A 21,693-nucleotide genomic window follows, 5' to 3' on the forward strand; every position below is an offset into this window, starting at 1 on the left:
AGCCCGGCGTAAGTGCGAACTCGGCGGCAGCGCTCTTCCGCTCTCGATGGCAGCAATTGCCAAACGCTCGTAGCGTGGAGAAGTGACCTCTACCAAACCTGGCATCTCCACTCTCGGCGAACTCAAGGCATCTGGACATCGGCAGCGGTCGATCAAGGAAGAACTGCGTGAAAATCTTCTGAAGGCATTGCGTGACGGCGAAGATCCGTGGCCGGGGATCGTCGGATTCGGCGGCACGGTGTTGCCGCAGTTCGAGCGGGCGATTCTGGCCGGTCACGACGTGGTGCTGCTCGGCGAGCGCGGGCAGGGTAAGACGCGACTGCTGCGCACCCTGAATCTGCTGCTCGACGAGTGGGTGCCCGTGATCGCCGGAGCGGAACTCGGCGAGCACCCGTACGAACCGATCACGCCGGCCAGTATCCGCAAAGCCGGAGAACTCGGCGACGATCTGCCCATCGAGTGGCGGCACCGCAGCGAGCGGTACGCCGAGAAGCTCGCGACCCCGGATACGTCGGTGGCCGACCTCGTCGGTGACGTCGATCCGGTGAAGGTGGCAGAGGGCCGCAGCTTGGGTGATCCGGAGACCATTCACTTCGGACTCGTTCCGCGTAGCCATCGCGGCATCGTGGCGATCAACGAGCTCCCGGACCTCGCCGAGCGCATTCAGGTCTCGCTCCTCAACGTCATGGAGGAGCGCGACATTCAGGTTCGCGGTTACACCCTTCGTCTGCCACTCGACGTCATGCTGGTGGCGAGCGCAAACCCCGAGGACTACACCAATCGCGGACGCATCATCACCCCGCTCAAGGACCGCTTCGGGGCCGAGATCAGGACGCACTATCCCCTCGAGCTGGACGACGAAGTAGCCGTCATCGATCAGGAAGCGGATCTTCAGGCCACTGTCCCGACCTATCTGCTCGAAGTGCTGGCCCGGTTCACCCGACTGCTGCGCGAGTCGCCGTCGGTGGATCAGCGCTCCGGCGTCTCCGCGCGATTCGCGATCGCAGCAGCCGAAACCATCGCTGCCGCAGCCGTTCACCGAGCAGCGATCCTCGGCGAGGCCGAGCCCGTGGCCCGGCCGGTCGATCTCGGCACCATCATCGAGGTGCTGCGCGGCAAGGTCGAATTCGAGTCCGGTGAAGAAGGACGCGAAATCGAGGTGCTCGAACACATGCTGCGCCGCGCGACCGCCGATACCGTCCGGGCACACCTCGGCGGAATCAATCTCGCCGCACTGGTGACGGCAGTCGAGACCGGCGAGCCCATCGTCACCGGCGACCGCATCACCGCCAAGGCTCTGCTCGACGAGCTACCGGACGTCGAGGTCATCGGCGACATACATGAGCGGCTGAACGCCACCTCGGACGGCGAAAAGGCAGCCGCCGTCGAACTTGCACTCGAAGGCCTCTACCTCGCGCGCCGGATCTCGAAAGACCCCGACGACGACGGCCAGACGGTGTACAGCTGATGCGTCGTTCCAGATACGGGCGGTATCACGACGGGCCGGATCCCCTTGCGCCACCGGTGGATCTGCGCGAGGCGCTCGACGCCATCGGCGAGGATGTACTCGAAGGGGCATCGCCGCGGCGGGCCTTGCAGGAGATGCTGCGGCGTGGGACGAAGAACATGCGCGGGCTCGACGACCTGGCTGCCCAGGCGGCCAAGCGTCGACGAGATCTGTTGAAGAAGAACAACCTCGACGGCACGCTGCAGGAAGTGCGTGAGCTGCTGGACAAGGCCGTGCTCGAGGAGCGCAAGGCGTTGGCGCGCGCCCTCGACGACGATGCGCGGTTCCAGGAGATGCAGATCGGCGGTCTCTCACCGTCCACTGCCCAAGCGGTGCAGGAGCTCTCGGACTACGACTGGCGCTCCTCGGAGGGGCGCGAGAACTACGAGAAGATCAAGGACCTGCTCGGACGCGAGATGCTCGATCAGCGTTTTGCGGGCATGAAGCAGGCCCTCGAAGGTGCAACCGAGGAGGACCGGCAGGCCATCAGCGAGATGCTGAAGGACCTCAACGAATTGCTCGACGCCCACAACAAGGGTGAGGACACCGACGAGCAGTTCGACGAGTTCATGAACAAGCACGGTCAGCATTTCCCGGAGAATCCGAAGAATGTCGACGAGCTACTCGATTCATTGGCGGAAAGGGCCGCGGCGGCGCAGCGGCTGCGGAACTCTCTGTCTCCCGAGCAGCGAGCCGAGTTGGATGCGTTGGCGCAGCAGGCCTTCGGCGACTCGAACCTGTTGAATCAGCTCGATCAACTCGATCAGAATCTGCAGCAGGCCAGGCCCGGTGAAGATTGGGACGGCTCGCAAAACTTCCGCGGCGAGAACGGCATGGGTCTGGGCGACGGTACCGGCGCCCTCCAGGACATCGCAGATCTCGAGAACCTGGGAAACCAGCTCTCGCAGCAGTACAACGGCGCGGCACTGGACGATATCGATGCCGACGCGTTGCTGAAGCAACTCGGGCCGGAGGCTGCAGCCGATGCGCGGATGCTCTCGGAGCTCGAAAAGGCGCTTCAGCAGCAGGGTTTCATGGACAAAGGTGCCGACGGGCAATGGCGTCTGTCACCCAAGGCGATGCGTCAGCTGGGGCAGTCCGCGCTGAAGGATGTTGCAGGAAAGCTGTCTCGACGCGGCGGCGAGCGGGACACTCGCAAGGCGGGTGCCATGGGGGAGCCGACCGGAGCATCGCGGGCGTGGGAGTTCGGCGATACCGAACCGTGGGACGTGACCCGTACGGTCAATAATGCGGTACTGCGTTCAGCGGCAACAGGATCTGGTTTTCCGGTGCAGCTGCAGGTGACCGATGTGGAGATCAGCGAGACCGAGACCAGAACGCAGGCCGCGGTTGCCTTGTTGGTCGATACGTCGTTCTCGATGGTGATGGACGGCCGCTGGGTGCCGATGAAGCGCACTGCACTCGCTCTCAACCATCTGGTCAGCACCAGATTCCGCGGGGACGATCTGCAGCTGATCGGATTCGGCAGGCACGCACAGACATTGACGGCGTCGGAGCTGGCGGGATTGGACGGTGCCTACGATCAGGGCACCAACCTGCACCATGCACTGATGCTGGCAGTACGTCATCTGCGGCGTCATCCCAACGCACAGCCGGTGGTGTTGATCGTTACCGACGGTGAGCCGACTGCTCATCTCGAGCCGGACGGCCATGCGTATTTCGACTATCCGCCGTCGTCGAAGACTCTGGGATTGACGGTGCGGGAGCTCGATACCGTCGCCAAACTCGGTGCGCAGGTGACGATCTTCCGGCTCGGTGACGATCCTGGCCTGGCCAGAGTTGTCGACAAGATGGCCGAACGAGTGGGTGGACGGGTCATCGCGCCGGATCTGGACGGATTGGGTGCGGCAGTGGTGACCGACTACCTCAAGCGTCGGCGATCGTAGCTACTTCTCTGCGGCCTTGATGTCCACCGAGACTCCACCCCAGAATGCGAAGCCGGTGATGATGACGCGGGGTGCTCCGGGGTGGGCTGCACTGATGTGCTCGAAACCGCCCATGATGCCCATGCCGCGCACCTCCACGCTCACCCCGGGCGGCACGGTGACCTCGATGCCGCCCATGATGGCTACGCAGTTGATGGTGGTGTCCGCTGCGGAGAACGTGGCCCGTCGCAGGTCGAGCTCGACGCCGCCCCAGAAGGCGAACGCGTCGATTCGCGGCGCGGCGGTCCAGTCTCCTTTGCGTACGGCACCACTCATGATGGCGATCACGCGGTCGTTCGAGGGACCGCCGGACGGTGCGGATGTGGGAGGCGGAGAGAGTGCCAGGTCGCCGGTGAGCAGATCGAGTTCGCCGTAGGTTTTGGCCTGGTACACCGCGGCGGTGCGTTCGTCGTACTCGCTCACGGTGAGTTGGCCGTTCGCAAAAGCATCGCTGAGCAGCTGTGCGACCAGATTTCTGTCTGCGTCGGCAGCGCGGACGAGGCTTCGATCTCGGTCGGGGAGATGATCGCTCACCGCTCGGACCCTACCTGCGTGGCGGTCAGGCCGCATTCAGGATTGTGCGGCTACCGAGTGGCGATGCCAATGTCATCTGCATGGTGGCGTAGACGGCAACCATGATGCAGGATTTGTCGGCAGCGTCGGGCCTGGTGCCGGTACGCAACTCGACGGTGACCGTCGAGTCGGTCTCGGTCACCGTGGCGTCGGCCCCGTAGCACTCGGGAGTGCCGGTGACGAAGTGCACGGCGATGGTGTTGGGGGAGACCTGGCTCCACGACTCGAAGGGAGTGGTGGTGGCGCCGATCAGGTCAGGAGTCGGCTCGAACATCGTGCCGACGTCGCCGACAGGAACCTCGTGTGGAACCGGAGGCGGGCTGGGCTGCTGGATGTGGCCGACGGGTGTGGTGACACCGAGCGTGGGCGCTGTGTCCTCGTCGCCGCCGGAGGCCGTACTGCAGCCCGCCAGCAGCAGGCACAACATGACACCTGCAGCGAGAAACCTCATACCGACCAAGCTAGCGCCGGGAGCTGAGGAGAACCTTTGTGTTCGGGTCACGCGAGCAAGACCGTCACGAGTGCGATGACGGGAATCGACACCAGTGTGGTCACGAACGCGGTGTCGCGGGCGAGTACCACTCCGCGCTGGTAGCGGCTGGCGAACACGAACACGTTCTGCGCGGTGGGCAGTGCCGATACGACGACGATGGCGAACAGGTCGTGACCGTCCAGACCGAAGACGAACCGGGCCATGAGGTAGCCGAGCACTGGCTGCAGCGCCATTTTGAACACGGTGGCCAGGGCGACGTCCCGCCGTGGGCTGCTGCCCTTCTGCAGTACGCGGGCACCGTACAAGGACAGACCGAAGGCGAGCAGTGCACCTGGAACGGACAGGTTGCCCACGAGTTGGAACGGCTGCATCAACGCCTCGGGGAGCTCGAATCCCGTGATCGACAGGACGAGCCCCGCGGCTCCGGCCAGCACGATCGGGTTCCGAAACGGCGTCGTGACGGTCTTGAACAGGGAAACCTGATCGATCTTGGTGGAGATGTCGAGGATGCTCACGGCGACCGGCGTGTAGATCATGATCTGGAACAGCAGCAGGGGAGCGACGAAGTTGGCGTCACCCAGTACGAACACGGCGATCGGGATGCCCAGGTTGGCGGCGTTGACGTACGAGCTTGCGAGCGCACCGACGGTCGCGTCGGGCACGGCTCGTTTCAGTGCAAGCTTCGCGATGACGAAATAGATGGCTCCGACGAGCAATGCAGTGGAGCCGGCGACCGCCAACACCGGCGAGAGGATGACCGACAGGTCCGAGTTCGCCAGCGTGACGAACAGCAGTGACGGCGTCGCGACGAAGAACACCAGACGACTGAGGACGAATTGACCGTGTTCGCCGAGCACCTTCAGGTGGGCAAGCAGGTAACCCAATGCGATGACGACGAAGATGACGGTGAAGCCCTCGAGAACGCCGGACATCGTGGAAGTGCTCATTTCTTACTGGGAACGACAGAAAGGCCGCGTAGCCCTCAGGGCTACGCGGCCTTTCTCGAAAGCTGATTCAGCGGCTGGTGAACGGCAGCAATGCCATTTCACGAGCGTTCTTCACTGCGACAGCGACCTGGCGCTGCTGCTGCGGGGTGAGCCCGGTGACCCGACGGCTGCGGATCTTGCCGCGGTCGGAAATGAACTGACGAAGAAGGTTGATGTCCTTGTAGTCCACCGTGGTGACCTTGGCGGCATTCAACGGGTTCTTCTTCGGTCGACGACCCGCCTCTGCGCGGACCTTCTTCGACGGTGCTCTCTTGACTGCCATCTCTACCTTTTCCCTTACCAGCTCGACTTGTGGACGCCTGGCAGCTCCCCACGGTGTGCCATCTCGCGCATTTTCACGCGGGACAGCCCGAATTTCCGTAGGTAACCGCGCGGACGTCCATCCGCAGCGTCACGATTGCGTAATCGTACCGGACTCGAATCGCGTGGCAGACGCTGCAGTGCTGCTTGGGCCTGGGAGCGCTCGGAATCGCTGCTCGAGGGCTTGCGAATGATCTCCTTGAGCTCCGCGCGACGTGTGGCCCAGCGGGCGACGATGACCTTGCGCTGCTCGTTCTTCTCTATCTTGGACTTCTTCGCCATGGCTAACGCTCTTCTCGAAAATCGACGTGCTTGCGGACGACGGGGTCGTACTTCTTCATCACCAGTCGGTCCGGATCGTTGCGACGGTTCTTGCGGGTGACGTAGGTGTAGCCGGTTCCGGCGGTCGATTTGAGTTTGACGATCGGACGCACATCCGTGCTCTTGCCCATCAGATCTTCTCCCCGCGTGCGCGGATCTTGGCGACCACGGCGTCGATGCCGTCGCGGTCGATGGTTTTGATGCCCTTGGCCGAGAGCGTCAGGGTGACGCGACGGCCGAGGCTCGGCGCGTAGTACGTCTTGCGCTGGATGTTGGGGTCCCACCTGCGGCTGGTGCGCACGTGGGAGTGCGAGACGGACTTTCCGAAGCTGGGGGTACGGCCGGTGACTTGGCAGTGCGCTGACATGAGCAGTCCTTTCTGATCGTTATGACAATCGTTTTCGACAAAGCGCTGCTGTGAATGTAGCGTGCGTTCTCAAGTAATGAAAATCGTTGTCGAGAAGAAGGGTGCTCGTGAACAACTCACCGGACGATCGAACCCCGATGGTCCTCGTCTCCGGCTGGACCGGAGCCATGGACGCCGTCGTGACCTCGCTACTCGCGCCGGGAACCGTCGCAGTGCGCCACGACCTGAGCCGCGTCACCGAGGGAGTGGTGCGGCGCACGCTCTGTGTGCTGGGCGAGAACCCGCGCGAAACCATCCTGGAACTGGCACACGGCTGTGTCTCCTGCACGCTCCGCGAAGACCTGCTGCCGCTGCTGCGTGCACTGTCGACGCGCAGCAGTGTCGATCGCATCGTGCTCGTCCTGGACCCGGCCCTCGAGCCCGAGGCGTTGTGCTGGGCGGTGGACAACGTAGTCGTGGCAGACGTGGTGGGGCAGATCGACGGCCCGGCCTCGCGGGATGTGCGTATCGACGCCGTGATCGGCTGCCTCGACGCCGCAACCTGGTTGGCCGACGCGACCGGTGACGACGCGTTGGCCGATCGCGGCGTCGTCGCCAGTGGTGACGACGATCGAACCGTCGCGCAGTTGGTCGTCGGCCAAGTCGATTACGCCGACGCCCTTGTCGTCACTGCAGGTCCCGAGGTCGACGCGTGGGAGCGCGCCCGCCTCGCCGCCGTTCTGGCGCGGTTGGCCCCGAACGCACCCGTCGTTTGGGTTGCCCAGGACGCAATGGTCGACGGCCCAGCAGTTCTCGCGTCTGTTCCCTTCGGCGCTCGTCGCGGTGAGATCACGGACGCCCACTCGCCACTGTTGCGTGGCCAGCCGCCCTTGACCGTCGACTGCGGCGTCGCACTAGTGGAATTTACCGCGACGAGGCCCTTCCACCCCGAGCGATTGCACGAGGCTATCGACGTGCTGCTCGACGGAGTCGTCACCGCCCGCGGACGGGCGTGGGTCGCCACGCAGCCCGACGAGGCACTGTGGATCGAATCGGCCGGTGGAGGTCTGCGGGTGGCGAACGCTGGAAAGTGGCTTGCCGCAATGACTCCGGCGGAACAGGACCGCATCGACACCACCCGACGGGCAATGGCCGCGTTGCGGTGGGACGAGCAGTTCGGTGATCGAGACACCTCGTTGGTGATCCTGGTCCATCGGGCCGACCCCACCGAGATCGACCGCACTCTGCAGTGGGCGTTGGTGTCCGACGACGAGATGACCGATCCCGCCCAGTGGGCCATGTGGACCGACCCGTTCGGCCAGTGGCACGAAGACCCCTGCGACAGCAGTGAATCCCCGTATGCAGAACAATCACGAGAGGCAACAGAATGAAACCAGGCATTCACCCCGACTATCACCCGGTGGTGTTCCAGGATTCGAGCACGGGAAATCAGTTCCTCACCCGATCGACCGTTACGTCGGTTCGCGAGACCGAGTGGGAAGACGGAAACACCTACCCGCTGATCGTCGTCGACGTCTCGTCCGAATCGCACCCCTTCTGGACCGGAGCCGCCCGCGTGATGGACACCCAGGGACGCGTCGAGAAGTTCGAGAAGCGCTACGGCCGCCGAAGCCGAAAGGACGTCTGAGTTATGGCTGTTCCGAAGAGAAAGATGTCGCGCTCGAACACACGGAGTCGTCGCGCCCAGTGGAAAGCCGTTGCCCCGGATCTGGTGACGGTGCGTGTCCAGGGCACGGAGTTCCGGGTTCCACGCCGACTGGTCAAAGCGGTGCAGACCGGGGTGTACGACCCGAGCTGACCCCCTGTCGTGCGCGTTTTGCGTCCTTCCAGGTACGCAAAACGCGCACGAGGGCGGAGCCCGCTACGTTTGATCGATGAGTCGGATGGCACCGTCGACGAAAGACGTCAAACGATGGCGGCAATACCTCGCCGATGAGCGGGCCGAGGCCGCCGTCTATCGCGATCTGGCCGGCCGACGCAGCGGCGAGGAGCGAGAGATACTGCTCGCACTCGCCGATGCGGAAGGCCGCCACGAGCAGCATTGGCGAAATCTGCTGGGTGAGCGAGTCGGCATGCCGCTCAAAGGTGACATCCGTACTCGAATCCTCGGTGTGCTGGCGCGCCGGTTCGGTTCGGTGTTCGTCCTCGCGTTGGCGCAACGAGCCGAAACCCGTTCGCCGTACGCCACCGACGACGATGCAACGGAGGCGATGACCGCCGACGAGCAGATCCACGCCGAAGTGATCAGAGCGCTCGCCGCGCGCGGTCGTAATCGGCTCTCCGGCACATTCAGGGCCGCGGTGTTCGGTGCCAACGATGGACTGGTGAGCAACCTCGCTCTGGTACTCGGCATCAGCGGCTCCGGAGTGTCCAACCAGATCGTCTTGGTCACGGGACTCGCAGGATTGCTCGCGGGTGCGCTGTCGATGGGTGCAGGCGAATACGTCTCTGTGCGTTCGCAACGCGAGTTGCTCGAGGCCTCGTCCCCGGACAGTGCCGCGAGCGAAGCCGTCCAACATCTGGACGTCGACGCCAACGAACTGGCGCTGGTGTATCGGGCCCGGGGAATGACGCATGAGGAGGCCGACGCCAAAGCGTCGGAAGTGTTGCGGCTGTTGCCCACCGACGACGAGATGACGCCCGACGTCGACGAGCACGAGTCCATCGGAACAGGACTCGGAGCGGCCGGAGCCAGCTTCTGCTTCTTCGCCTCGGGAGCGGTGATCCCGGTGTTGCCGTATCTGTTCGGTCTCGAAGGCTTTGTCGCGCTGATCGTCGCGGCTGTTCTCGTCGGGCTGGCGCTGATTTGTACCGGATTGGTGGTGGGACTACTCAGTGGTGGGCCACCCGTCAAACGTGCACTGCGACAGCTCGCCATCGGCTACGGCGCGGCTGGGGCGACGTATTTGCTGGGCTTGGCATTCGGTGGGGGAGTGTAGGGCGCGGCGTTGTGGGCAGATTTGCGCATTATTGGGCCCGATCGACGGGATCCCGTCGATGCGCGGCAGTTCCGTGCACTGAGTCCCGCGTTCTTCCATTCCCGCCGCTCGACTTAATTCGCTCGCGTCGAAGAGGTTTCGCTCGATAGGGTCATCGCCATGCGTGCTGCTTGTCTGCCTTGTGCGGTTCTCGATACGAGAGCCGGTCTGAGCGTTGTGCTGCGCGCATATTCGCCCGAACTAGGTGCTGCTCTCGGAGGTAAATCGGCACAGTTCGTGAAGCGACCCATCGAATAACGCCCTCTTGTGCAAGGGGGCAGGAAGGAACATCATGCCCCCGAACAAGGTGGGCTTACGGCTGCTCAACTGGGCGTCACAGCTCGAGGACAAGACGCTCGAGCAGGCTCGCGAAACAGCGTCGATGCCGTTCGTGCATCCGCACGTCGCCCTGATGCCCGACGCTCACAGCGGTATGGGAAGCGCCGTAGGCACAGTGATTCCCACGCTGGGCGCTGTCATTCCGGCCGCCGTCGGTGTCGATATCGGCTGCGGAATGATCGGTGTCCGAACGGAATTCATGCTCGACGACGTCGACGGCCGTAATCTTACGGACCTGCGACTCGCGATCGAGGCAAGCATCCCGCTGTCGCCCGGCAACTACAACGCCGGCGTCGACCGGTGGGACTTCACCGCACCGAAGCTACTCGAACTCGAGGAGTTGGCGGCCAAGGACGGTGTCGAGCTGAACCACTCACCGCAGTGGCGTGAGCAGCTCGGTTCGTTGGGCGGCGGCAACCACTTCATCGAGCTGTGCCTCGACGAGACCGATCGAGTGTGGCTGTTTCTGCACAGTGGGTCGAGGGGCGTCGGCAACAAGATCGCCAAGAAGCACATCGCGATCGCGCAACGCTTGTGTGCGCAGTGGTGGATCTCGTTGCCCAACAAGGATCTGGCGTACCTGCCCGAAAGCTCCCGTGAATTCGGGCAGTACATCCGAGACCTGAATTGGGCGCAGCTGTTCGCTTACCTGAATCGCGCCGAGATGATGGATCGGTTCGGCGCGGTGTTTGCCGAGTAGGTGGGAACCGACGATCATCGCGAGGTCGAGCGGATCAACTGCCATCACAATTACACGGTGAAGGAAACGCACGCGCACAAGGACGTGTGGCTCACTCGTAAGGGTGCAGTCGACGCACACGAGGGTGTTAGGGCGATCATCCCGGGGTCGATGGGAACTCGTTCATACGTGGTCGTCGGTAAGGGTTCCAAGGCCGGCCTGTGCTCGGCACCGCACGGTGCAGGACGACAGTTCTCTCGGACCGAAGCCAGGAAGCGGTTCACCCACGAGAACCTGCAAGAGCGGATGAAGGGAATCGAGTTCCGCGACAGTGCAGATTTCATCGACGAGATTCCGGACGCCTACAAGTCCATCGACGTCGTGATGGAGGATGCCCGTGACCTGGTGAGCATCGAGCACGAGCTGCGGCAGATCCTCAACGTGAAGGGGACCTGAGCACTGTCCGGTCGTGCACGGAACTTCGTAGTGGGCTACGAAGTTCCGTGCACGACGGGATTGTCCCCGTTCGTCCCGTTGTGCATCGGTGTTCTCCATCTGTTCACCTATCGTGCTCCGTTCTGTTCAGCGTCCGAGGGGGCTCTGCGGTCACGATCGATGCATGACGCTCAATCCCGCAGGCGAGACCGTCGCGACCGGAATCCCGGGCACTCTCGCCGAGAACATGACCATGGCCGAGCAGCACGACTGGCATCGGTCGTTCCTGCGTCGGCACCCGGTCAGCCGACGTAACTTCCTGGTGGGAGCCGCCGCTACGGCTGCCGCGGTAGGCGTCGGGAATTCGGTGTTCGCTCGCACCGCCTACGCGCAGGACGCCCCGTTGGCCGTAGCGGGCCGACACATGGGATTCGGAAACGACCCGGCGACTCAGCTGCGGTTCTCTGCTCAACTCTCGCGCAATCCCGGCCTCACCGGCGTCTTTCTCGACCACGGCCCTACGCCTGCACTGGGCGCGACGACGTCCGCCGAGGTGCGCAACCTGATCAGCCAGGTGCCGCAGACCGACGGCGGAATTCTCTCGGCGGAGCAGTACTACGTGCACGTGCCCGTCGACAATCTGACGCCCAAGCTGCCGCACTACTACCGCTGGCGCACCGCCGACGGCTTCGTCAGCGACATCCGGAGCGCGTCTCCGGCATTGCCGACCGGTCGTATCGCTCCGTTCCGCTTCACGATGATGGGCGATCAGGGTGTCGACGAAACACCCTCGCAGCCGCCTGGTCTGGTGGCCGGAGATTACGACGACCTGTACTACAAGGCAGACAACGAACCGTCGGTCAAGCACGCGCGCAACATCAATCGGCAGATCGAGGCGTCGCGTCCGGACTTCCACATTCTCGCCGGCGATATCGCCTACGCGGATCCTTCGGGTGCCGGTCTGCCGCCGCAGTTCGCGAAGCACGGACAGACGCCGCCGAAGGGGTTCGACAAGTTCAACCCCTTCGTCTGGGACGGCTACTTCCAGGCCATCGAGGCCAGCGCGTCCACCGCTCCGTGGTTGTTTGCCACCGGCAATCACGACATGGAAGCGCTGTACAGCCCCAACGGATATGGCGGCCACGCAGCACGTCTCGATCAGCCGACCACCGGGCCCAAGGGATGCCCGTCGGCCTACTCGTTCGTGTACGGCAACACCGCCGTTCTCTCACTCGACGCGAACGACGTCAGCTACGAGATCAAGGCCAACACGGGCTACAGCGGCGGCGCCCAGAACACCTGGGTGGAGCAGACTCTCGCGAAGTACCGCGCCGATCCGAACATCGACTTCATCGTCTGCTTCTTCCACCACTGCGCGTACTCGACGACATCCACCCACGCGAGCGACGGCGGCGTGCGCGACGCCTGGGTGTCATTGTTCGACAAGTACGAGGTGGATGTGGTGCTGCAGGCTCACAATCACGTCTTCGAGCGCACCGATCCCATCCGCGGCAATCGTGCGACGCGGGTGGCCGGCGACAACGCGACGGTGTGCGGAAAGACCGACGGCACGGTGTATTACACCGTCGGCGGTGGCGGCCGTCCTCGATACACGTTCCAGGACGGTGAGGGCGTCAGCTACCGAGGCAACGAGTTGCCCGATACCGCAGTTCCCAACAGCTACGTGTGGGCACCGGACGGCACCAAGTCGGCCGAGTCCATCACCTGGTCTCGGGTGCGATTCCTGAACTACTCGTTCGTCAGAGTCGATGTGGTGCCGGGCATTCCGGGGATCGCGCCCAGCAAGATGATCATCGGTGCCATCGACGAATACGGCAACGAGTTCGACCGACTCACCTTCGAGCGGACAATCCCCGTCGCCCCGATCTTCGGTTCGTCCTGACACCCTTGTGAGCGAAACTTCGACCCCCTCTACGAATTTCCGCTCACCTGCGGCGAAGCCGCTCTACAACCACTTCTGGCGTTTGAACACCACGTAGAGCGCGCTCGAACAGATCACCATGGCAATCAGTGCCATCGGATATCCGAGTTGCCACTTCAACTCCGGCATGTCGTCGAAGTTCATTCCGTAGATGGCGGCGATGAGCGAGGGCGCAAAAAGTATTGCGCCCCAGGACGAAATGCGCTTGACCTGTTCGTTCTGTTCCAGGCTGACCTGGGTCATGTTGCGCATTTCTTCGTTCTGCTGCTGCGCCACCATGGTGGAGTGCACGGTCATTGCGTTCTGCAGATTGGACCGAAATGCCTCGATGCGGTCGGAGATGCGGATCGCGTGGTCCAGCACGTCGCGAAGATTGCGCTGCAATTCGACGTCGACGTGATACTTGTCCGAACCGCGCTTGAGTGACTCGATCATCTCGACCAGAGGCTTTGCGGCGCGGTCGAATTCGGATACCTCACGCAGTAGTGAATAGATTCGACGCGAGACGCTCGGATCGCCGGTGAACAGCTGATCCTCGATCTCGTCGATGTCGGTCTGCAGTCCCTTGATGACCGGAACGTACTCGTCGACGACTTGATCGAGGATGCCGTACAGGATTGCTTCGGGCCCGAGCCCGAGCAATTCGGGCGATTCCTCGAGTCTATGCCGCACCTTCCCGAGTTCGGGCGATTCGGCGTGGCGAATGGTGACAACGAAATCGACGCCGAGAAAAATGTGCAATTCACCGAATTCGACCTTTTCGGTCTCGTCGATGTATCGGGCGGGGCGGAGTACGACGAAGAGCTGCTCGGCGTACCGTTCGAGTTTCGGTCGTTGATGGGCCGCAATGGCATCCTCGACTGCCAGTCGATGCAGACCGAATTCAGTTGCTACAGCGTTGATTTCGGTGAGCTCAGGCCGATAGAGGCCGATCCATGCCATTCCGTGGCGATCTCGCATGCACTCGAAGGTGATATCGAGGCTCTCGGGATTAGCGGTTCGCTTCCCCTCGACGTAGACGGCGTTGTCGACGATCGGCATTTCGGATCACCTCGGTTCGAGAAACAGACGTGCCGGACGGCACCCGATCGAGACTATCGTGTGAACGGCCGAGCTAGCCGTTGCCGACGATCACCAGAATGGTCGCGTTTTCGCTGATTTTGGTGCCGGCCTGGAAATTCGTTCCGATCACGGTCGCGTCGGGGCGGTCGTAGTCGGTAATGACGTCGGTGAAGCCGGCATCCGAGAGTGACTTCAGCGCGTCCGATTCAGAGCTCCCCGCGACAACGGGGATCGTGGCCCGATCCGGCGCGGCTTGAGCGACGGCACCTCCGCCGAGTGAGAGGGCACCGGCTACGGCGATCGTGGCGATGGTCTTCTTGAATCCGATACGCATGATGTTCTCCTCGGTGAGGCGGAATCGCTGACAACACGACACTGCTCGCCGATGCTGAGTCGCCCCTCGGATGTTGCTGTGAAGCTGCTGTCAGTGCCGTGACATGCTGATCCGATGCTTCTCGACCTCCTCGGCTACATCGGTATCGCAGTCTTCGCGGCGTCAGGTGCTTTGGTCGGAGTGCACCGCCGGTTGGATCTGTTCGGAGTCTGCGTCGTCGGAATCACGACGGGCATCGGCGGCGGAATCATCCGTGATCTTCTCCTCGGCATCCATCCGCCGACGTCGTTGGACACGTGGCCGAATCTCACCGTCGGCTTCTTCGCGTCGTTGGCGGTCTTCGTGGCTCATCGACAGATGGGAAAGGTCCGACGTGGCGTTCTCGTGCTCGACGCCTTCGGGATGGGATTGTTTGCCTCGACCGGTGCGACGATCGCGTTGGCTTCCGGGGGAAGCGCCCTGTCGGGAGCCCTCATCGGCACCACAACGGCGGTGGCCGGTGGCGTCATCCGAGACGTGCTGGTCAACGAAGTGCCCCTGCTCCTGCATCGAGACCTATACGCCCTGCCGGCGTTGCTCGGCGCGTCGATGGTCGTATTGGCAGACGTTCTGACGCTGCCGGAGAACGTGGGACTGGTCGTGGGAACAGTGCTCGCGACGGGGTTGCGTCTGCTCGCGTTGTGGCGGAAGTGGAACCTCCCGCTGGCTCGGAACCTTCCAGTGCTCTAGGGGGAGTAGGTACCCCTCTCAGACAGATCTCAGTCGACCAGGACAAACTGTACGAATGCGGATATTGGTGGTCGACGACGATCGAGCCGTGCGTGAGTCGTTGCGCAGGTCGCTGACGTTCAACGGGTACACCGTGGACCTGGCGGTCGACGGGCTCGACGCGCTCGAGCAGGTGGCGGCGGGACGCCCCGATGCGTTGGTACTCGACGTGATGATGCCTCGGCTCGACGGCCTCGAAGTGTGCAGACGATTACGCAGTGTGGGCGACGACCTGCCGATCCTCGTGTTGACGGCTCGGGACTCTGTCTCCGAGCGCGTTGCCGGTCTCGATGCGGGTGCCGACGACTATCTGCCCAAGCCGTTTGCGCTCGAAGAACTACTGGCCCGTCTGCGCGCGCTGCTACGGCGCACCGCGATGGAAGCGGGCATCGACTCGGAGACCATGACGTTCGCGGACCTGTCTCTGGACCCGGTCACCCGGGAGGTCTCGCGTGCCGAGCGCTCCATCAGCCTCACCCGAACCGAATTCTCGTTGCTCGAGATGCTGATGACGAATCCGCGCCGAGTCCTCACCAGAAGTCGCATCCTCGAAGAAGTCTGGGGCTACGACTTCCCGACGTCGGGCAACGCGCTCGAGGTGTATGTCGGTTATCTCCGACGTAAGACCGAGGCGGAGGGGGAGTCGAGGCTGATCCACACCGTGCGCGGTGTCGGGTACGTACTTCGCGAAACGCCCCCGTGATGGTTGCTTCGTTCGGACGCAAGACGGCCGACGCCGGTGGGAGCGCACCGACTCCGATGCGACCACCGACACCGCTGACGCGGTCTGTGTCCCTGCGCTGGCGGGTGACATTACTTGCGGCCTCGGTCGTCGCAATCGCGGTGGCAGTCATGGCCATTGCCGCGTATACGGTGGTCTCGCGAGCGCTGTACGGCGATGTGGACACGCAATTGCGTTCTCGTGCTTCGGCTCTGGCCGAGTCGACCCTCGTCTCGTACGACCCTCGCTTCGTTGCCGGTGCCACGTTGTACAGCACCGACGTGAGTGTGGCTCTGATCTATCCGGACATGTCCAGCTACAACCCACCGGGGCCGAAGGTGCCTATCGGCGACGCCGAACTCGCTGTGGTGCGGGGCGATCAGCAGTCGTCGCTGCGGACGCTCGACGACCAGCGAGTGCTGGCCATCCGGACCAATGACGGCAGCACCCTCGTCGTGGCGCAGCGGCTGTTGCCCACCGGAGAAGTACTGGACCGGCTGGCGTGGGTCCTGTTGATCGTCGGCGGCTGCGGAGTGGTGTTGGCTGCCGGAGCAGGTATGGCTGTGGGACGTACCGGTTTACGGCCGATCGCGCGACTGACGGCTGCCGCCGAGCGAGTGGCGCGTACCGACGATCTGACGCCGATCCCGGTCACCGGTGACGACGAATTGGCCCGGTTGACAGAGAGTTTCAACACGATGCTCCGGGCACTCGCCGAATCCCGGGGCAGGCAGAGCAGATTGGTCGCCGACGCAGGCCACGAACTGCGGACACCGTTGACCTCGCTTCGGACCAACATGGAGTTGCTCATCGCGGCCGGTCGCCCTGGTGCGCCGTCCATTCCGGACGAGGACATGGCCGAACTGCGAACCGACGTGGTGGCGCAGATTCAAGAACTGTCCACGCTGGTAGGGGATCTGGTCGATCTGGCGCGGGAGGACGCACCGGAGACGGTGTTCGAGCGTGTGGACCTGGCAGATGCAGTCGAACGCAGTCTGGAACGAGCACGCCGACGTCGCAACGAAATCGACTTCGACGCAACGCTGATGCCCTGGTTCGTCTACGGCGACCAGGCGGGACTGTCGCGGGCCGTGCTGAACGTGCTGGACAACGCAGCGAAGTGGAGTCCGAACGGCGGCGAGGTGCGAATTGCCATGCGGCAGATCGCTGATGGTCTGCTCGAGTTGACGGTGGACGACGCGGGCCCGGGTATCCCCGAGGAAGATCGCGAGTTGGTGTTCGAGCGCTTCTATCGCTCCACGGCATCGCGCTCGATGCCGGGATCCGGTCTGGGGCTTGCGATCGTGCGACAGGTGGTCGTCAAGCACGGAGGCACCATCGGGGTCGAGGTATCCGAACGCGGCGGTGCGCTCATTCGGATCGTGCTACCGGGCGAAGGTGCCCCGGATCCGAACACACTCTCGGCACACTGACCGCACTCTCGGGAAACTGATAGGCGGATCTCAGCGCGCTCTCAGTACCGCCCTGCACAGTGAGTAGCAAGAAGGCGGGCGGGCCTCGGAAGTCGAGGTCCCTACTGAAGGAAGCAGCAACGATGAGTGACGACCGTAACGAATCCGAACAGCCCGGGCAGGGTGCCGGGTCCGAGCAGCATCCGGTGAACCGGGCTTCGGGCGGCGACGAGCAGAACTACTCGGCCCAGCAGCATCCGACCCAGCAGGATCCCGCCCAGCAGCACCCGACGCAGCAGTTTCCATCCCAGCAGGGCCAGCCTCACAACCCAGGGTCGCAGCCGCCGCAGCAGGGTTACCCGCAGCAGTACGCCGGCTACGGGCAGGGGTCCTATCAGCCCGGCTACGGGCCCTACGGCCAGCAGAGTCATCCTCAGGCGTCCACGCAGGTCCATGCTCAGCCGCAGCACGTTGCACCGCAGTCGAATTCGGCTCCGGGCGCTGTGAAGACCCGGTCGGGTCGCTCGGCGCTGGTCGCCGGCGCTATCGCGCTCGTTCTGGTCGGCGGCGGAATCGGCGGCGCGGTCGGTGCGATCGCGACCAACAACGCCAACGGCAACGGCGGCTCGGTGAGCAATTCGTTGAACTCGACCGTCACAGCTGCGCAGCCGGCTGCCAACTTCCCCGACGGCTCCGTTCAGGCCGTCGCGAACAAGGTCCTCCCGAGCGTGGTTCAGATTCAGGTCAAGGGTTCTCAGCAGGAGGGGGAGGGCTCGGGCGTCATTCTGAGCAGTGACGGTTTGATCCTCACCAACAATCACGTCGCGACGGGGGCGGGAGCCAACGGCAAACTCACCGTTGCGTTCTCGGACGGCTCGGTGGCCGATGCCACGCTCGTCGGTGCCGATTCGGTGTCGGACATGGCGGTCATCAAGGCCGAGGGCAAGACCGATCTGACGCCCATCGAACTCGGTTCGTCGTCGAATCTCGAAGTGGGACAGCAGGTTGTCGCGATCGGTTCACCGTTGGGCTTGGCGGGCACCGTCACCACCGGCATCGTGTCGTCGCTCAATCGCCCGGTCTCGACGTCGGGTGAATCCGGCAACCAGAACTCGGTGATCGACGCCATCCAGACCGACGCGGCCATCAACCCGGGCAACTCGGGTGGTGCGTTGGTCAACACCGAGGGCCAGCTGATCGGCATCAACACCGCAATCGCCACGCTGGGTGGCAGCGAGGGGTCCGGCGCGCAGAGCGGCTCCATCGGCCTGGGCTTCGCGATTCCCGTGGATCAGGCCAAGCGCATCGCCGATGAGTTGGCTACCACCGGCAAGGCCACGCAGGCCATGATCGGGGTGCAGGTGCCGTCGCAGGATGACGCCAACGGCGCGACCGTCGTCGAGGCCACCGAGGGTGGACCGGCGGCGTCGGCAGGAATTCCGAAGGGTGCGGTGATCACCAAGCTTGACGATCGCATCATCTCGAGCGGTGACGCGCTGATTGCGGCGGTGCGTTCGCACGCGCCCGGGGATTCCGTCACCGTCACCTACACCGACGGTGGAAGTGAGAAGACGGCAAAGGTGACGCTCGGAACCGCAGAGCCCGCGGCGTCTCAGCAGCAGCCTCAGACGCAGCAGCAGGAGCAGCAGTTGCCCTTCCAGATCCCGTCGTTCCCGGGCGGTCGCTGATGTTGCGGGAAGCGGGCAGGCACGGGACGGTTGCAACGATTTACGCACAGCGTGAGCCGGGTGGAGGCCTTACTACTACGGTGAGCGGTATGGAACTCGACGCACCACTGGCAGGACGCGCGTTGGTCGTCATCGTGGACGACCGGACTGCGCACAGCACCGAGAAGGATTCGACGGGACCTCTCGTCACCGAACTGTTGACCGAGGCAGGTTTCCTCGTCGACGGCGTCGTTGCAGTGACTGCCGACGAGGTCGACGTGCGCAACGCGCTCAATACGGCGGTGATCGGTGGTGTCGATCTGGTGGTCTCCATCGGCGGCACCGGCGTCTCGCCGCGAGATGTGACCCCTGATGTCACCGCCGAGGTACTCGATCGTGAGATTCCGGGCATCAGCGAGGCATTGCGTTCGTCCGGTCTGGCAGCAGGGTCGCTGGAAGCGGGCTTGTCCAGAGGATTGGTCGGCGTCTCCGGCAGCACTCTGGTGGTCAACCTGGCGTCGTCGCGGGCCGCTATTCGCGACGGGATGGCGACGCTGACTCCGTTGGCCAGCCAGGTCATTGCCGAGTTGTCGGGGCTGGACGCGTAGCGATACCGATGGACGAGCCGAACGACGATCGATCGGCCGAAGACGAAGCGAGCCGGGCCCGAGCAGAACGGGCCCGGCTCGCTCGCATCTTCGGCGAGGTACTTCCGGAGATGACCGGGGACGAGCGACACGACGGTCCGGGTGCAGGGTCGAGCGGATCGAAGTCGGACGAATGGTTGGAACAGCAGCGACCACCCCATTACTTTTGATGTGATCCACGACACATTTTCTTGGCTGGAATGACAGGTCTGTTAGTTACTCGTTTACCTGGCGTTAGTGAGCTACCCGGCAGTAGCTTGGGACGCCAAGCCTCAAATCGGGCGCAGTGGACGCGATGCAGACCGGACTATTCGGCCGATCCGGACACGGTCGTGTCGGTGTATTCCCACATCAGGGTGGGTTTACTCGAATGAGACGGATGTAACGGTTCGGCGCTTCCGCGAGATGCTGTGACCCCGGTTATCGCTAACACTGCTGTGAAAGTTGTTCACGCCGTCGAAACACATCACGAGTCGGCAACGTTTGATGGCCGATCGTAGGGATTGTCACGGTCAGGCATCTCCTCTAATGTTCCCCTCAGCTTCCAAGGATCAGGGCGTGGGACCAACCGGTGCCGCGCCCTTAATCTCGGAACAGTTGAACGAGGATGTGGCCTTCACGGCTCCATCCGGCTCGGGCTCGTTCGCATCGTTGCGGCCGATCTAGTTCGAGGGTGAAAGCCACAAGCTTCCCCGTGCGACACCGCGCTGGGACTGAACATGATGAGGAATAAATGACGGAGATCCAGAAGTCGCGGCGCAGCCGGGGACTCAAGTCCATGAGCGTCGCAGTTGCTGCCAGCGCTTCGGTTGTCGGCCTGGTACTCGGTACCGGAACCGCTTCCGCCGCTGTCGACAGCTCCAACTCGGTCGTCGACGCCGACGGCAACACCATCACGGTGACCCTGTCCGACACCTTCATCAACGGTGTTGCTCCGCTCGACGGCAGCCCGCTCACCCGTGAGTGGTTCGCCAACGGCCGGGCTTCCTACGACGTCCAGGGCCCCTCGGCCGACGACTTCGAGGGCACCCTCAAGATCGGTTACCAGGTCGGTTACCCGATGAGCCTCAATGGGACTGTCACCATCGAGTGGGCTACTCCGTCCGCAGAGTTGGGCATCTCCAGCGGCAACGACTCGAGCCTTGGCGCAGTAATTCCTCTCGACGGCAGTGGTATCGATATCGGTGACATCGAGACCGAAGCAACGTCCGGTAGTGCCCTCGATATCGGCGTCCAGCTGATCCCGCAGGCAACGGCAGAGATCGAGCTCGGTAACGGCCCCGGCGTCATCCAGTCCGAAGGTGCAGTCGCCGTCATCGACGAGTCGGCAGACCTCACCGGTTCCGAAGGCGATGCAGCAGGCACCAGCGGCTCCATCCAGATCGCGAACCTGCACGGCACCGCCACCGGCATCCTGGGCAACGTCACGATCCGTCCGTACGTCTCGCTCGCCAGCGCAACCGGCGACACCGCAGTCACCTACGGTGCACCGGTTCGCCTCAACTGATTTCCCAATCGGTTGTAGCTCGGTGAGACAGAATCACCTGCAGTAAATCGACATAGTCAGGCCCGTACGGATAACTCCGTACGGGCCTGAACTATGTTCTGCACAGAAGTAGTTCGACGTATACAGAGAGGCACTGAACCGAAGATGCACTCGAAAGCCCGTTTCACGGTCGTCGCTGCAGGAGCGCTCCTTTCTCTCGGTCTCGCCGCCGGTTGTAGCAGCGACGAGTCCGCGGCCTCCGGCGAGAACACCGACGTCTGCAACACGTTCGCCGCCGACCACAATGCATTCGTGGGACTGGCAGCGGCAGGACCAGGATCCGCCGAGAACATCGACAAGTGGACCGCCGACAAGCAGGCCGCAGTCGACAAGCTAAAGGCACTGCCTGGCACCGCATCAGGCGATGTTGCCAGTTCGTTGACTACCTTCAGTGATGGACTGCCGGCGGACACCCTCGAGCTCTCGACCACCGACAGTGAATCCGGTAAGGCGTTCGTCGACAACGGCGCAGCGGTGAAGTCTGCCTGCGAGGCCGACGGCACGACGATCACCCTCGACGCGCTGCCGCTGTCCACGTTCACCAACTGATCGCCCGACGGCCCTCTCGGACTGTCCCATCATCACCCCCACCAACGAATGAATGTGCCAGTCACGCACTCAGAGTGCGTGACTGGCACATTCATTCGTT

At 63.4% G+C, this 21,693-nt stretch carries 23 protein-coding genes and 1 pseudogene; 15 read left to right on the forward strand and 9 right to left on the reverse strand.

What is annotated here, in order from left to right:
• Nucleotides 1-82: 82 nt before the first annotated feature.
• Both AC5WEY_RS17060 and AC5WEY_RS17065 read left to right on the forward strand, forming a co-directional pair.
• A complete protein-coding gene (locus tag AC5WEY_RS17060) occupies nucleotides 83-1,468 on the forward strand; it encodes an ATP-binding protein (protein ID WP_495646790.1) in 1,386 nt (461 codons plus the stop codon).
• Nucleotides 1,468-3,414: a vWA domain-containing protein gene (locus tag AC5WEY_RS17065; protein ID WP_495646791.1), complete on the forward strand. Its 1,947-nt coding sequence runs from the start codon at nucleotides 1,468-1,470 to the stop codon at nucleotides 3,412-3,414. The genes AC5WEY_RS17060 and AC5WEY_RS17065 overlap by 1 nt, the downstream gene beginning before the upstream one ends.
• Here the strand turns inward: AC5WEY_RS17065 and AC5WEY_RS17070 are convergent, their stop codons facing one another.
• The 7 genes from AC5WEY_RS17070 to rpmB all read right to left on the reverse strand — a co-directional run bounded on the left by AC5WEY_RS17070 (nucleotide 3,415) and on the right by rpmB (nucleotide 6,514).
• Nucleotides 3,415-3,987 (reverse strand): DUF1707 SHOCT-like domain-containing protein, encoded by a 573-nt coding sequence (locus AC5WEY_RS17070; RefSeq protein WP_495646792.1) that lies wholly within the window; start codon nucleotides 3,985-3,987, stop codon nucleotides 3,415-3,417.
• A gap of 25 nt (nucleotides 3,988-4,012) precedes the next feature.
• On the reverse strand, nucleotides 4,013-4,477 hold the full coding sequence (locus AC5WEY_RS17075) for a hypothetical protein (RefSeq protein ID WP_495646793.1): 465 nt from the start codon (nucleotides 4,475-4,477) through the stop codon (nucleotides 4,013-4,015).
• A gap of 47 nt (nucleotides 4,478-4,524) precedes the next feature.
• Complete coding sequence (locus AC5WEY_RS17080) at nucleotides 4,525-5,451, reverse strand: AEC family transporter (RefSeq protein WP_495646918.1); 927 nt, start codon at nucleotides 5,449-5,451, stop codon at nucleotides 4,525-4,527.
• Nucleotides 5,452-5,533: 82 nt separating this feature from the next.
• On the reverse strand, nucleotides 5,534-5,788 hold the full coding sequence (gene rpsR / locus AC5WEY_RS17085; RefSeq protein ID WP_008719028.1) for a 30S ribosomal protein S18: 255 nt from the start codon (nucleotides 5,786-5,788) through the stop codon (nucleotides 5,534-5,536).
• Nucleotides 5,789-5,802: 14 nt separating this feature from the next.
• Nucleotides 5,803-6,108 (reverse strand): 30S ribosomal protein S14, encoded by a 306-nt coding sequence (rpsN, locus tag AC5WEY_RS17090; protein ID WP_495646794.1) that lies wholly within the window; start codon nucleotides 6,106-6,108, stop codon nucleotides 5,803-5,805.
• A 2-nt stretch (nucleotides 6,109-6,110) separates the two neighbouring features.
• Nucleotides 6,111-6,281 (reverse strand): 50S ribosomal protein L33, encoded by a 171-nt coding sequence (gene rpmG, locus AC5WEY_RS17095; protein WP_170944568.1) that lies wholly within the window; start codon nucleotides 6,279-6,281, stop codon nucleotides 6,111-6,113.
• Nucleotides 6,278-6,514: a 50S ribosomal protein L28 gene (rpmB, locus tag AC5WEY_RS17100; protein ID WP_032365915.1), complete on the reverse strand. Its 237-nt coding sequence runs from the start codon at nucleotides 6,512-6,514 to the stop codon at nucleotides 6,278-6,280. Before rpmB ends, rpmG begins: the two co-directional genes overlap by 4 nt.
• Before the next feature lie 137 nt (nucleotides 6,515-6,651).
• Between rpmB and mrf the strand changes: the two genes are divergently transcribed.
• From mrf to AC5WEY_RS17130, 6 genes and pseudogenes are all read left to right on the forward strand, one after another.
• Nucleotides 6,652-7,884 carry a ribosome hibernation factor-recruiting GTPase MRF gene (mrf, locus tag AC5WEY_RS17105; RefSeq protein ID WP_495646919.1) on the forward strand — a complete coding sequence of 411 codons (1,233 nt, stop codon included), beginning with the start codon at nucleotides 6,652-6,654 and terminating at the stop codon, nucleotides 7,882-7,884.
• Entirely contained in the window at nucleotides 7,881-8,141 is a 261-nt protein-coding gene (locus AC5WEY_RS17110) for a type B 50S ribosomal protein L31 (protein ID WP_495646795.1), read from the forward strand. The genes mrf and AC5WEY_RS17110 overlap by 4 nt, the downstream gene beginning before the upstream one ends.
• Before the next feature lie 3 nt (nucleotides 8,142-8,144).
• Nucleotides 8,145-8,312 carry a 50S ribosomal protein L32 gene (gene rpmF / locus AC5WEY_RS17115; RefSeq protein ID WP_495646796.1) on the forward strand — a complete coding sequence of 56 codons (168 nt, stop codon included), beginning with the start codon at nucleotides 8,145-8,147 and terminating at the stop codon, nucleotides 8,310-8,312.
• A 76-nt stretch (nucleotides 8,313-8,388) separates the two neighbouring features.
• Nucleotides 8,389-9,453 (forward strand): VIT1/CCC1 transporter family protein, encoded by a 1,065-nt coding sequence (locus AC5WEY_RS17120; protein WP_495646797.1) that lies wholly within the window; start codon nucleotides 8,389-8,391, stop codon nucleotides 9,451-9,453.
• Between the two features lie 331 nt (nucleotides 9,454-9,784).
• Nucleotides 9,785-10,966: pseudogene (locus AC5WEY_RS17125) on the forward strand (RtcB family protein).
• Between the two features lie 163 nt (nucleotides 10,967-11,129).
• Entirely contained in the window at nucleotides 11,130-12,848 is a 1,719-nt protein-coding gene (locus tag AC5WEY_RS17130; protein WP_495646798.1) for a metallophosphoesterase, read from the forward strand.
• A gap of 63 nt (nucleotides 12,849-12,911) precedes the next feature.
• Here the strand turns inward: AC5WEY_RS17130 and corA are convergent, their stop codons facing one another.
• Both corA and AC5WEY_RS17140 read right to left on the reverse strand, forming a co-directional pair.
• Nucleotides 12,912-13,928, reverse strand: coding sequence for a magnesium/cobalt transporter CorA (gene corA, locus AC5WEY_RS17135; RefSeq protein ID WP_495646799.1), 1,017 nt, complete (start codon nucleotides 13,926-13,928; stop codon nucleotides 12,912-12,914).
• 73 nt (nucleotides 13,929-14,001) lie between these two features.
• A complete protein-coding gene (locus AC5WEY_RS17140; protein WP_495646800.1) occupies nucleotides 14,002-14,283 on the reverse strand; it encodes a PASTA domain-containing protein in 282 nt (93 codons plus the stop codon).
• Nucleotides 14,284-14,397: 114 nt separating this feature from the next.
• On the opposite strand from AC5WEY_RS17140, the gene AC5WEY_RS17145 reads away from it, so the two are divergent.
• The 7 genes from AC5WEY_RS17145 to AC5WEY_RS17175 all read left to right on the forward strand — a co-directional run bounded on the left by AC5WEY_RS17145 (nucleotide 14,398) and on the right by AC5WEY_RS17175 (nucleotide 21,593).
• Nucleotides 14,398-15,012 carry a trimeric intracellular cation channel family protein gene (locus tag AC5WEY_RS17145; RefSeq protein ID WP_495646801.1) on the forward strand — a complete coding sequence of 205 codons (615 nt, stop codon included), beginning with the start codon at nucleotides 14,398-14,400 and terminating at the stop codon, nucleotides 15,010-15,012.
• A gap of 55 nt (nucleotides 15,013-15,067) precedes the next feature.
• Complete coding sequence (locus tag AC5WEY_RS17150) at nucleotides 15,068-15,754, forward strand: response regulator transcription factor (protein ID WP_032377306.1); 687 nt, start codon at nucleotides 15,068-15,070, stop codon at nucleotides 15,752-15,754.
• Nucleotides 15,754-17,205, forward strand: a complete 1,452-nt coding sequence (locus AC5WEY_RS17155; RefSeq protein ID WP_495646802.1) for a HAMP domain-containing sensor histidine kinase — start codon at nucleotides 15,754-15,756, stop codon at nucleotides 17,203-17,205. The genes AC5WEY_RS17150 and AC5WEY_RS17155 overlap by 1 nt, the downstream gene beginning before the upstream one ends.
• A 122-nt stretch (nucleotides 17,206-17,327) precedes the next feature.
• Nucleotides 17,328-18,872 carry a S1C family serine protease gene (locus AC5WEY_RS17160; protein WP_495646803.1) on the forward strand — a complete coding sequence of 515 codons (1,545 nt, stop codon included), beginning with the start codon at nucleotides 17,328-17,330 and terminating at the stop codon, nucleotides 18,870-18,872.
• 89 nt (nucleotides 18,873-18,961) lie between these two features.
• Entirely contained in the window at nucleotides 18,962-19,459 is a 498-nt protein-coding gene (locus tag AC5WEY_RS17165; protein ID WP_495646804.1) for a MogA/MoaB family molybdenum cofactor biosynthesis protein, read from the forward strand.
• Nucleotides 19,460-20,231: 772 nt separating this feature from the next.
• Complete coding sequence (locus AC5WEY_RS17170; RefSeq protein WP_495646805.1) at nucleotides 20,232-21,005, forward strand: MspA family porin; 774 nt, start codon at nucleotides 20,232-20,234, stop codon at nucleotides 21,003-21,005.
• A gap of 144 nt (nucleotides 21,006-21,149) precedes the next feature.
• Complete coding sequence (locus tag AC5WEY_RS17175) at nucleotides 21,150-21,593, forward strand: hypothetical protein (RefSeq protein ID WP_495646806.1); 444 nt, start codon at nucleotides 21,150-21,152, stop codon at nucleotides 21,591-21,593.
• Nucleotides 21,594-21,693 lie beyond the last annotated feature (100 nt).

The sequence above is a fragment of the Rhodococcoides sp. S146-33 genome, from assembly GCF_059489205.1.